The following is an 11,891-nucleotide window of genomic DNA, read 5'->3' as shown; positions in this document are numbered from 1 at the left end:
CTATATCAGCAAGGGGAAGCTCTGTCTCGTATCCCAGACATATAGCTAATTACCGCCATTGTGAGCCGCGCAATACTTCTTAGGCTGTTACCTACACCATATTTCAGCAAGGAATGTGATTGGAGGCTCACAATGGCTGGCCGTTACCCGAATGGTGACTTCTACGACTTCGAAAGCGAACTCCCTACAGAAGAGAAGGAGATTCTCTACCGCGTCCGCGAGTGGACGCAGGAGAAAGTGCTCCCGATTGCAGTGGACTACTGGAACCGCTCAGAATTTCCCCATGAGTTGCTCCCGTCGATTGGGGAGCTCAACATCATCAGCCTGGTGCGTGGCCAAGGTCGCTCCCGGCTGCTCGCTGGTCTAGTAGCAGCGGAGATTCATCGTGCCGACGGTTCGGTCGGCACATTTTTCTCGGGGCAAGATGGACTGTTCACGGGAAGTATTGAGCTCCTAGGCTCCGAGGAGCAGAAAGAACGCTGGCTCGGCGACTTGTATGCCGTGCGCAAGACGGGTGTGCTGGCAATCACCGAGCCGGAGGCAGGCTCCGATGTCGCTCAAGGCATGCGAACCACTGCCAAGAAGGTTGATGGCGGGTGGATCCTGAACGGCGCAAAACGTTGGATTGGGAACGCTACCTTCTCCGACTACGTCGCGGTATATGCCCGCGACCCTGAGGATGAGCAGGTCAAGGGCTTCATCGTGGATACCTCGGCTGAAGGCTACAAGGCGACCTTGATGGAAAACCGCATTGCTATTCGTGCAGTGCAGAACGCCGACATCACCCTTGACAACGTGTTCGTGCCAGATAGCGACAAGCTGGAGGGGGCAAATTCCTTCAAGGACATCAACAAAGTGTTTAAGAGCGCACGCTCTACGGTGGGATGGCAGGCCGTCGGTACGCAAATGGGCGCGCTCGATGTCGCTCTTGGCTACGCGGACGAGCGTATGCAGTTTGGCAGGAAGATCTCTTCATTCCAGCTCAACCAGGACAAGCTTGCCACGATGCAGGGCAACTTGGTCGCGAGCGAGTCCATGATGGCCCAGCTGGCGCGCATGGAAGAGCGAGGGTCGGCAAACAACGAACAGTCCGCGCTAGCGAAAGCATTCACGTCCAAGCTGATGCGCGAGACTGTGGCGCTTGGCCGCGAAATTATGGGTGGCAACGGTCTTATCTCCGACTATCGCATGGCGAAGATCTTCAACGATGCCGAGGCTATCTACTCCTATGAGGGAACCTACGACATCAACCAGCTCATCGTTGGCCGCTCGATCACCGGTGAATCCGCATTTGTTTAGGGGAGAGTAAAACATGAACGCACCACTTTCTGGTATCCGTGTTCTTGATCTTTCTCGGGTGCTCGCAGGGCCATTCTGCTCGATGATCTTGGCTGATCTTGGTGCAGAAGTCATCAAGGTTGAGTCCCCGTGGGGTGATGATTCACGTCAATTCGGACCGTTTGTTGAGGGCAAGTCTGCGTACTACCGCCTATTTAATCGCTCCAAATTGGGTATTACGTTGGACTTCAAGAATGAAGACGATAAGGAAGTCCTCCGGGATCTGGTACGGCGCGCTGATGTCGTCGTCGAGAATTTTCGTCCCGGTGTGCTGGAAAAGCTCGGCCTCGCACCGGCGGAGTTGCTCAAAGTTAATCCGCGCCTCGTGATCACCAGTATTTCCGGCTTCGGGCAAACGGGTTCGCTTGCAAAGGAACCGGCGTATGACCTAGTTGCGCAGGCGATGAGTGGACTGATGTCTATCACCGGGTGGCCGAACAGCAAGCCCACGCGAGTAGGGGTCTCCCTCGGTGATCTCATCCCGGGCCTCTACGCTGCCCTCGGCACAATTTCTGCGCTTTACCAGCGAGAGTCCTCTGGCAAGGGGCAGCATCTTGACCTCGCCATGTATGACTCGCTGATCTCCGTCATGGAATCTGTGGGCATGCGCGCGCTTTACGACGAGTCGCCGCCCACCCGCATCGGCAACGATCACGGCCTTTCTGCCCCCTTCTCGACCTACGCCACCAAAGACGGCGACGTAGTCATTGCGATTACGACGAATCGACTGTTTGAACGGCTCGCTACAGCTTTAGGGATGCCGGAGCTGGCCACTGACCACCGCTTTGCCGAACCAGTTGCTCGTTCCGAAAACAGGGTTGCGTTGCGCGAGCTGATTGAAGAAGCCCTGAGTACAAAAACCCGATCAGAAACCATCGCATTGTTCGAGGAGCATGGAGTACCTACCGCGCGGGTCTACGAACTGGATGAGGCATTGCGCAGCCCCTTCGCCAAGGAGCGCGGTGTGATCGCAGAAGAGACAGACGGGTTTCGCACCCTTGCTACGCCGCTCAAGCTGGACGGGATGGAAGCGCCGAATCCGGCACCGACGCTGGGACAGCACAATGACTGTATTGAGGGCTGGCTGAGCGAAGAGCTGCGCACTGGACAGGTCCCGTAAAGGAGTAGCATCATGAATAATTCTCAGGAGCAGCACCGAGGCGGGAGTACACGTCGCATCGTTGGCGCAAAAGTAACCGCAGTTCCTTCCCTTCCGCCTGAGCGAGAAACGGGTGGCAATGAACCAAAGAATAAATGGAGGTTTTTCCTCTATAGCGCAATTGGGTCGTTCGCCTTCTTTGTTCCATTTACAGTCGGCGAAAATAATACGATCCTGCTAGACCACATTGTCACGTGGTTGCAAGGCTCGCTCAGCGGTGCACTGCCGTACATCACTCTCGTCATGATCACGGCAGGGGCGATCTACCAATTCGCCTCAGGCAAGTGGCGAGAGGACGTCGCAAGAATGGTTTTTGCGTTCCTCTCTGCGTTTGCCGTGCTGCTGTGCGCGATGCTCGTCTTTGGCTTCGGGCCGGCCTTCCTCTTCGATGAACGCCTCGGCCCGTTTATCCTGAACAAACTCGTGATTCCCGTTGGTCTACTCATCCCGGTAGGCGCGGTATTTCTCGGCCTACTCGTTGGCTTTGGCCTCATGGAGTTCATCGGCGTGATGGTGCAGCGCTTTATGCGGCCGGTGTATCGCACTCCGGGTAAGTCGGCGGTGGACGCCGTGGCCTCGTTCTTGGGGTCGTATTCTCTGGGGCTGCTCATTACCAACCGTGTGTATCGGACCGGTGGGTACACAGCGAGGGAAGCGTCCATTATTGCAGCGGGATTCTCTACGGCATCGGCCACTTTCATGGTGGTGGTGGCACGCACCCTTGACCTTATGCACATTTGGGGCGTGTATTTCGCAGTAACGCTGATCGTGTGTTTCTTGGTGACAGCCGTTGTCGTGCGTATCCCTCCATTGAGCACAATCCCCGATGAATACTATCCGGGTGCTACTCCGCAGCCAGAGGAGAAAGTCGAAGGAAAACTTGTCTCTGCGGCATGGCGTGAAGCAAAGGCGTTCTTGGCGCAGGCGGAGTCGCTGCCAAAAACGATCTGGCGCAACTTCAAAGATGGCGTGCTTATGACCATCCAGGTCATCCCAGGCATTATGTCCGTCGGCATCATCGGTCTCGCGCTGGCGTTTTATACCCCAGTGTTTCGAATCCTCGGTGTGCTGTTCTACCCGCTCGCATGGGCGGGGCAGTTGCCTGATCCGTGGCTTGCATCCGAAGCTTTCGCTATTGGGCTCTCAGAGCTTTTCCTCCCCGCGACGCTGGTAGCCGACAGCGAATCTGATGTCTTGCGCTTCACCGTAGGCGTGGTGTCTATCAGTCAAGTGTTTTTCTTCTCTTCCATGATTCCGGCAGTACTAGCGACAGAGATTCCGTTGAAGATTAGCCACATGGTGATCATTTGGTTCCAGCGTGTGGTGCTCTCCATCATCCTGACCCTGCCCCTGGCGTACCTGATCTTCTAACCCTGAAATGAGTCTCGTATGCGAGACATACCACTGTAATACCCGCTTCAAACCGATTGTGATGGCCGTTACTATCGGGTCATCAGATCGATGAGGCAACAAGAAAGGATTTTTCACATGGCAAAGAACTGGTCCGAAGGTGCACGCGAGGTTCGCTCTCCGCGAGGTACTGAGATCACTGCAAAGTCCTGGCAGACTGAGGCTCCGCTGCGCATGCTGCAGAACAACCTTGACCCCGAGGTTGCGGAGCGCCCTGATGACCTCGTCGTCTACGGCGGCACCGGCCGTGCGGCACGTAGCTGGGAGGCCTTTGACGCGATCGTCGATACGCTGAAGGACCTCGAGTCCGATGAGACGCTGCTGATCCAGTCGGGCAAGCCGGTCGGCGTGTGGAAGACCAACGAGTGGGCTCCGCGCGTGCTCATCGCTAACTCCAACCTGGTGGGCGACTGGGCGGATTGGGAGCACTTCCGCAAGCTCGAGGACGAGGGCCTGATGATGTACGGCCAGATGACGGCCGGTTCCTGGATTTACATCGCGACCCAAGGCATCCTGCAGGGCACCTACGAAACTTTTGCTGCTGTGGCGAAGAAGCGTTTCGACGGCACCCTCGCAGGTACGCTGACGCTGACCGGCGGTTGTGGTGGCATGGGTGGCGCGCAGCCGCTGTCCGTCACCCTCAACGGCGGTGCCTGCCTGATCGTCGACGTGGACGAGGGCCGTCTGAAGCGTCGCCAGGGCAAGCGCTACCTCGACGAGGTCACCACCGACCTCGAGGAAGCAATCAAACTGGTCACCGACGCGAAGAACGAGAAGCGCGCGCTTTCCGTCGGTCTCGTCGGCAATGCTTCCGAGGTGTTCCCGGAGATGTTGCGCCGCCACCGTGCAGGCGAGCTCACCGTGGACATCGTCACCGACCAGACTTCCGCACACGATCCACTGTCTTACCTGCCAACCGAAGTACCTTTCGAAACTTGGCACACCGAGGCCGCTGAGGACCCGACCACCTTTACCAAGAAAGCCCGTGAGGCCATGGCCGCGCAGGTCCAGGCAATGGTCGAGTTCCAGGACGAGGGTGCCGAGGTGTTCGACTACGGCAACTCCATCCGCGACGAGGCCCGCAAGGCAGGCTACTCCCGCGCGTTTGAGTTCCCGGGCTTCGTCCCGGCCTACATCCGCCCGCTCTTCTGTGAGGGTCTTGGCCCCTTCCGCTGGGTTGCGCTTTCCGGCGACCCGGAGGACATCAAGGTCACCGACCAGGCCATCAAGGAAGCCTTCCCGGACAACGAGCACCTGCACCGCTGGCTCGATGCCGCCGAGGAGTACGTGGAATTCGAAGGTCTGCCTGCGCGTATTTGCTGGCTCGGCTACGGCGAGCGTGCCAAGGCTGGCGTAATCTTTAATAACCTCGTCAAGGAAGGCAAGGTCAAGGCGCCTATCGTCATCGGGCGTGACCACCTGGACTCCGGTTCCGTGGCGTCGCCTTACCGCGAGACCGAGTCGATGCTTGACGGCACCGACGCGGTGGCTGACTGGCCGCTCCTCAATGCCATGACCGCAGTGTCCGGTGGAGCCACCTGGGTGTCTATTCACCACGGTGGTGGTGTAGGCATGGGCCGTTCGATCCACACCGGTCAGGTCACCGTGGCTGACGGCACCGAACTTGCTGAGGCGAAGCTCAAGGCTGTGCTTACTAATGACCCGGGCATGGGTGTCATCCGCCACGTGGATGCTGGCTACTCCCGCGCCGATGAGGTGGCGAAGGAGCGCGGCGTGCGTATCCCAATGAAGTTCCAGGCACGCGACTAGTTGCACCTCCCAACGCTGACGCACCTTTTCCGGGGCGTCAGCGTTGACCTATTTCATTAACCTGGACTCTGCATATCCTCCTAGAAAGGCACCCATGAGCACTTTTATTACTGGCATTTCCGAGCTGCGCACGGTCTCCGAGCTAGGCACCATTAAGAACGCAGCATTGCTTATCGACGACGGCGTGATCGCCTGGGTCGGCCCCGCCGAAGAAGCCCCCGCGGCGGCGACAAATGCTGCTGAAACCGTCGACATCGGCGGGCGGGCGATCCTGCCTGGTTGGGTGGATTCCCATTCCCACATGGTCTTCGACGGTAACCGCGCCGAAGAGTTCGATGCCCGCATGGCTGGCGAGTCTTACGCCGCCGGCGGCATCGCTGTGACCATGGAGGCGACCCGCTCCGCCGGCGAGGAGCGCCTGGACAAGTTGGTGGAGGAGCGCGTCGCCGCGGGCCATGCGGGTGGCACCACCACGTTTGAGACCAAGACTGGCTACGGGCTGAATATCGAATCCGAGGCGGAAGCCGCGAGGGTTGCCTCCCGGCACGTGGATGAGGTGACGTTCCTAGGCGCACACCTTGTACCGCCAGGAGCGGACGCTGACGAATACATCGAAGAGGTCGTCGGCCCGATGCTGGATGCCGTGAAGGACCACGTGCAGTGGATCGACGTGTTCTGCGAGCGCGGGGCTTTCAATGAGGAGCAGTCCCGCCGTGTGCTCGAGGCCGGCAAGAAGGTGGGCCTGGGCGTGCGCGTGCACGGCAACCAACTCGGCGAAGGCCCGGGTGTGAAGCTTGCAGTGGAGATGGGCGCGGCCAGCGTGGACCACGTTAACTATCTCTCGGACGAGGACTTCGAGCTGCTGGCAGGTTCGGACACTGTGGCCACGCTACTGCCCGCCTGCGACCTGTCTACGCGCGAGGACCTCGCGCCGGGCCGCAAACTTATCGACGCCGGCGCCACCGTCGCCATCGCATCGAACCTCAACCCGGGCACGTCGTTTACGTCCTCGATGAACTTCTGCGTGACCACTGCGGTCCTGCAGCAGTACCTCACGCTCGACGAAGCTATTGAGGCAGCGACAACGGGTGGGGCAAAAGCCTTGCGCCGCCATGACGTCGGCGAAGGCAAAGATCCCCAAGGACGCCCTGCTAAGGGGACACTCGTGCCGGGAGCCGCCGCAGACTTGCATATCCTCGATGCAGAAAACGCGATCAACCTTGCATACCGGCCCGGTATGCCGATTACGTGGCAGACCTGGGTGGCGGGGAAGAAAGTCTACGGGTAGAGGATGCTCTCGTTCTCCTGTGGAGTATGAAAAACCCACCTGAGGTGCGGATTTGTTGCTATTACCGGTGCCATGTAAAGTAACAATCCGTGCCCGAGAGAGCACAGCAAATAAATAAGGCCCTGTGGCGCAGTTGGTTAGCGCGCCGCCCTGTCACGGCGGAGGTCGCGGGTTCAAGTCCCGTCAGGGTCGCAGAACTGCCTCGTGTAGTTCCGGCCAGATAGCTCAGTTGGTAGAGCACACGCCTGAAAAGTGTGGGGTCGCCAGTTCGATCCTGGCTCTGGCCACACCCCAGCCCCTCCACTTTGTGGAGGGGCTTCGTGTTGTGCACACGAGCCGCCATGGAGTATTCGGTAGGCTGGGCCACCAATTGAGCCAATGAACCCTAACGGAATTCTCAAAAGGAGCGATCATGTCGGAGACTGCAGAAACGAACCCGGAGCTTTCCAAGAACGAGGAAAAGGGCCAGTACGAGATCCACGTGGGCGGAGAGCTCGCCGGTTTCGCCACCTACACCGACAATGGGGACGCACGCGAGCTGCCCCACACGGTCGTCGACCCCAAGTTCCGGGGCCAGGGCCTGTCGAAGCCGCTGATCAAGTTCGCGCTTGACGACGCTCGCGTGGACGGCCGCACCGTCGTCCCCTCCTGCCCGGCGGTGGCGCGCTACATCGTGCAGAACCCGGAGTACAAGGATCTGGTCGAGTAAACCAGCGTCTCTAACGGGCTAAATCACGTAGTGCCCGTTGTCGAAGTAGCAGTCCGGGTCCACGAGCTTGCGGACCTCGGTCTCCTTGCGCTCGCGCGCCTTCGCGGGGATGCCCACCGCGATGGAGTTTTCCGGGATGTCCTTGGTGACCACGGCGTTGGCGCCAACAGCAGAATTGGACCCGATGGTGACTGGGCCTAAGATCTTTGCGCCTGCGCCGATGGTGACATTGTCGCCAATGGTGGGGTGGCGCTTGGTCTGCGTGAGTACCTGGCCGCCGAGTGTGACCCCGTGGTAGAGCATGACGCCATCGCCGATCTCCGCGGTTTCTCCGATGACGATGCCCATGCCGTGGTCGATAAAGAAGCGGCGGCCGATGGTGGCACCAGGGTGAATCTCAATACCGGTGAAGAACCTGTTCGCCTGCGCGAGGATGCGTGCGAGGCCCTTGATGTCGCGCTGCCACATCCAGTGGCAGATGCGGTGAACCCAGATCGCGTGGAGGCCGGAATACACGATGGCGTTTTCCACGTCGCCGCGAGCGGCGGGGTCATGGGCCCTCGCGTTGTCCAAGTCCTCTTTAATGCGCGAAAAGATGCTGAGCATGCGGGAGAGTTTACCTTTCGTTACCTGCCCGGTGAGACGGTCCAGGGTGTATCGCGCAGACGGTCTCAAAGTCGGCAGGTCAGGGCGGCGGGGAGCAGGAATAAAAAATGAGCACCACCGGGATGGCGGTGCTCAATTGCATGCGCGTACCGAGTAGTACGCGCGGGACAGATTAGTCGCGGATGTCCTCGTAGAGGATGGTGGAGACGTAGCGCTCACCGAAGTCCGGGATGATGACCACGATGGTCTTGCCCTCGTTCTCCGGGCGTGCAGCGACCTCGAGCGCGGCCTTCACGTTTGCGCCAGCGGAGATGCCAGCCAGGACTGCGTCCTCGCGCGCCAGCTCGCGGGAGGTGGCGACGGCGTCCTCGTTGGAGACGGTGATGATCTCATCGACCTGGTTGCGGTCGAAGGTGCCCGGGATGAAGTTGGCGCCCAGGCCCTGGATCTTGTGCGGGCCAGCCTCGCCGGTGGACAGCAGCGGGGAGGCAGCCGGCTCGACGGCGATGTTCTTTACCTCGGCCTTCTGCTCCTTGAGGTACTTGCCAGCACCGGAGATGGTGCCGCCGGTACCCACGCCAGCGACGAGGATGTCTACCTCACCATCGGTGTCCTCCCAGATCTCCGGGCCGGTGGTGGCGTAGTGGATGGCCGGGTTTGCCTCGTTCTCAAACTGGCGGGCCAGAATAGCACCCGGGTCGTTGGCCACGATCTCGTCAGCCTTCTCCACAGCACCCTTCATGCCAGCGGCACCCGGGGTCAGCACGATCTCTGCACCGAAGGCGCGCAGCACCACGCGGCGCTCGGTGGACATGGTCTCCGGCATGGTGAGGATGACCTTGTAGCCCTTGGCCGCGCCAGCGAGGGCGAGCGCGATACCGGTGTTGCCGGAGGTTGCCTCGACGATGGTGCCGCCCGGCTTCAGGTCGCCGGACTTCTCAGCGGCCTCGATGATGGCCTTGCCGATGCGGTCCTTGACCGAGTTTGCCGGGTTGTAGAACTCCAGCTTGGCCAGCACGCGGGCCTTGGAGTCCTTGGTAATGCCTTGCAGCTCGACCAGCGGGGTGCCGCCGATGAGTTCCAGAACGTTGTTAGCAATCTTTGCCACTGGGAGATCAGCTCCTTAGTTGTTTTTGCTTTCGCGTTGTGGTGCTCACTATACACACAAAAAGTAGACCGGCTAGTTCATTCAAAACGAACTGCTTGGTTTGGAGGCTAGGCGGGGGTGGCGTGGCGTCGATAAGCAAAGGCTCGGGGCGTGGGGCTGAACTTTCACTACCCCCGATCGCGCGTTATGATGTTGGTGTTTCAATGTCAAGTTCGATCCAATGCCCCCAATGGGGGCACACGGATGGGTGGAAGGCACGCAGCAATGACCATGGATGCACAGCGGATTAAAGACGATGATGATGCAATCCGCGCCGCACTGACCGCGCTGAAAACGGCCACCGGCATCCCCGTGGCCATGTACGGGACCCTGCTGCCCGACGGCAGGCTGCAGATTACGCAGTGGATCGGGCTGCGTACCCCGGCGCTGCAGGACCTGGTGCTCGAGCAGGGGGCTGGCGTGGGTGGACGAGTGGTGAGCACTCGCCGCGCGGTCGGTGTGTCCGATTACACGCGCGCAAACGTGATTTCCCACGAGTACGACAAGCACATTCAGGACGAGGGGCTGCACTCCGTGGTTGCGGTGCCGGTCATCGTGCTGCGCGAGATCCGCGGCGTGCTCTATGTCGGTGTGCACTCGCCGGTGCGCCTCGGCGACAAGGTGATTGAAGAGGTCGCGATGACCGCGCGCACCCTGGAGCAGGAGCTGGCGGTGAACTCGGCGCTGCGCAACGCAGGCGACGGTAAGGCGAACCCGAAGACCGGCCGCGTGATGAATGGCGCGGAGTGGGAGCAGATCCGCGCGACGCACTCGAAGCTGCGCATGCTGGCCAACCGCGTCGACGACGACGCGCTGCGCAAGGAGCTCGAGCAGCTCTGTGACCAGATGGTTTCGCCAGTACGCATCAAGCAGACGACCAAGCTATCTGCCCGCGAGCTCGACGTGCTCTCCTGCGTTGCCCTCGGCCACACCAACGTGGAGGCTGCGGAAGAAATGGGCATCGGTGCCGAGACCGTGAAGTCCTACCTGCGCAGCGTGATGCGCAAGCTGGGCGCGCACACCCGCTACGAGGCGGTCAACGCCGCACGCCGCATCGGCGCGCTGCCCTAAGGGGTTAAGACGCCTGACGCCGCGGGTGCGGAGTTGAGTACAGTGGGGCGCGTGAAAGAGCGATTCCTTGTAACTGGCGGTAACCGACTTGAAGGCGTGGTCAAGGTTGACGGCGCGAAGAACAGCGTGCTCAAACTCATGGCCGCTGCACTGCTTACCGAGGGGACGACCACCCTGCACAACTGCCCCGAGATTCTCGACGTGCCCTTGATGCGCGATGTGCTTGTCGGCCTGGGCTGCGACGTGGAGATCGACGGGCCGACCGTGCGTATTACCACCCCGGCGAGGGTCTCGCCGCGCGCTGACTTCGAGGCAGTCAGGCAGTTCCGCGCCTCCGTCGCCGTGCTCGGCCCCCTGGTCGCGCGCTGCGCGGAGGCCTACGTTGCGCTCCCGGGCGGCGACGCGATCGGCTCGCGCCCGCTCGACATGCACCAGTCTGGGCTGGAGAAGCTGGGCGCGACCACGCACATCGAGCACGGTGCCGTGGTGGCGAAGGCCGACAAGCTCACCGGCGCGAAGATCAACCTGGATTTCCCTTCCGTCGGTGCCACCGAGAACATCCTCACCGCCGCAGTGCTTGCCGACGGGCAGACGGTCCTGGATAACGCCGCCCGCGAACCAGAAATCGTGGACCTGTGCGACATGCTCAACTCCATGGGCGCGCGCATCAGCGGCGCGGGCACGTCCACCATCACCATCGATGGCGTCGACGAACTGCACCCCACCGAACACTATGTGGTCGGCGACCGCATTGTCGCTGGCACCTGGGCGTACGCCGCGGCAATCACGCAGGGCGACATCACGGTCACCGGCATCGCGCCGCGCCACCTCCACCTCGCGCTGTCCAAACTCAAGCTCGCTGGCGCGAACGTGGAGACCTACGACAACGGCTTCCGCGTGCGCATGGACCAGCGCCCCAAGGCGGTGGACTACCAGACCCTGCCGTTCCCCGGCTTTCCGACGGACCTGCAGCCGATGGCCATCGCGATCAGCGCCGTCGCCGAAGGCGTCACTGTGATCACCGAGAACGTCTTCGAGGCGCGCTTCCGCTTTGTCGACGAAATGCTGCGCCTGGGTGCCGACGCCAACGTCGACGGCCACCACGTGGTCATCCGTGGCGTTGACCACCTGTCTTCCACCGACGTGTGGTCCAGTGACATCCGCGCGGGTGCGGGCCTGGTGCTCGCCGGGCTGGTTGCCGACGGGGAGACGACCGTGCACGAGGTGCACCACATCGATCGCGGCTACCCGAAGTTCGTCGAGCAGATCAACGAGCTCGGCGGGCACATTGAGCGCGTGCTTGCATAGCAACGTTTCTGGGGGCACATAACGAGCTTTGAGCGATGCTTGAAAACGTGCTGTGTGCTGGGGATTTGTGTTGGTGTGTGGGTGT

The 11,891-nt window shown here is 60.8% G+C and carries 10 protein-coding genes and 2 tRNA genes; 10 read left to right on the top strand and 2 right to left on the bottom strand.

All coding sequences use genetic code 11. From position 1 onward, the window contains the following. Positions 1–132: 132 nt before the first annotated feature. The 8 genes from HMPREF2550_RS08035 to HMPREF2550_RS08000 all read left to right on the top strand — a co-directional run bounded on the left by HMPREF2550_RS08035 (position 133) and on the right by HMPREF2550_RS08000 (position 7,674). Positions 133–1,299, top strand: a complete 1,167-nt coding sequence (locus HMPREF2550_RS08035) for an acyl-CoA dehydrogenase family protein (protein WP_070790619.1) — start codon at positions 133–135, stop codon at positions 1,297–1,299. 13 nt (positions 1,300–1,312) lie between these two features. Beyond that, complete coding sequence (locus HMPREF2550_RS08030) at positions 1,313–2,458, top strand: CaiB/BaiF CoA transferase family protein (RefSeq protein ID WP_070790618.1); 1,146 nt, start codon at positions 1,313–1,315, stop codon at positions 2,456–2,458. Positions 2,459–2,470: 12 nt separating this feature from the next. Next, positions 2,471–3,868, top strand: coding sequence for a YjiH family protein (locus tag HMPREF2550_RS08025; RefSeq protein ID WP_083319853.1), 1,398 nt, complete (start codon positions 2,471–2,473; stop codon positions 3,866–3,868). A gap of 117 nt (positions 3,869–3,985) precedes the next feature. Then, positions 3,986–5,677: a urocanate hydratase gene (gene hutU, locus HMPREF2550_RS08020; protein ID WP_083319852.1), complete on the top strand. Its 1,692-nt coding sequence runs from the start codon at positions 3,986–3,988 to the stop codon at positions 5,675–5,677. Between the two features lie 94 nt (positions 5,678–5,771). Then, complete coding sequence (gene hutI, locus HMPREF2550_RS08015) at positions 5,772–6,965, top strand: imidazolonepropionase (RefSeq protein ID WP_070790617.1); 1,194 nt, start codon at positions 5,772–5,774, stop codon at positions 6,963–6,965. 118 nt (positions 6,966–7,083) lie between these two features. Continuing rightward, positions 7,084–7,157, top strand: a tRNA-Asp gene (locus HMPREF2550_RS08010). Between the two features lie 22 nt (positions 7,158–7,179). Further along, positions 7,180–7,252 (top strand) — tRNA-Phe (locus HMPREF2550_RS08005). Between the two features lie 125 nt (positions 7,253–7,377). Continuing rightward, complete coding sequence (locus HMPREF2550_RS08000) at positions 7,378–7,674, top strand: GNAT family N-acetyltransferase (protein WP_070790616.1); 297 nt, start codon at positions 7,378–7,380, stop codon at positions 7,672–7,674. Positions 7,675–7,692: 18 nt separating this feature from the next. On the opposite strand, the gene epsC is transcribed toward HMPREF2550_RS08000, so the two are convergent. Together epsC and cysK are read right to left on the bottom strand one after the other, a co-directional pair. Next, complete coding sequence (gene epsC / locus HMPREF2550_RS07995; protein WP_038592254.1) at positions 7,693–8,280, bottom strand: serine O-acetyltransferase EpsC; 588 nt, start codon at positions 8,278–8,280, stop codon at positions 7,693–7,695. Positions 8,281–8,452: 172 nt separating this feature from the next. Beyond that, entirely contained in the window at positions 8,453–9,388 is a 936-nt protein-coding gene (gene cysK / locus HMPREF2550_RS07990) for a cysteine synthase A (RefSeq protein WP_070764356.1), read from the bottom strand. Between the two features lie 270 nt (positions 9,389–9,658). On the opposite strand from cysK, the gene ramA reads away from it, so the two are divergent. Then, positions 9,659–10,498 carry an acetate metabolism transcriptional regulator RamA gene (ramA, locus tag HMPREF2550_RS07985; RefSeq protein ID WP_038594659.1) on the top strand — a complete coding sequence of 280 codons (840 nt, stop codon included), beginning with the start codon at positions 9,659–9,661 and terminating at the stop codon, positions 10,496–10,498. Between the two features lie 51 nt (positions 10,499–10,549). After that, positions 10,550–11,806 carry a UDP-N-acetylglucosamine 1-carboxyvinyltransferase gene (murA, locus tag HMPREF2550_RS07980; RefSeq protein WP_070764384.1) on the top strand — a complete coding sequence of 419 codons (1,257 nt, stop codon included), beginning with the start codon at positions 10,550–10,552 and terminating at the stop codon, positions 11,804–11,806. Positions 11,807–11,891: the final 85 nt, after the last annotated feature.

The sequence above is a fragment of the Corynebacterium sp. HMSC074A01 genome (assembly GCF_001831515.1).
In the GTDB taxonomy this organism is placed as follows: Bacteria; Actinomycetota; Actinomycetes; order Mycobacteriales; family Mycobacteriaceae; genus Corynebacterium.
Note: the sequence above shows the minus strand (reverse complement) of the source record. Positions and strands in the feature narration are given on the sequence as shown.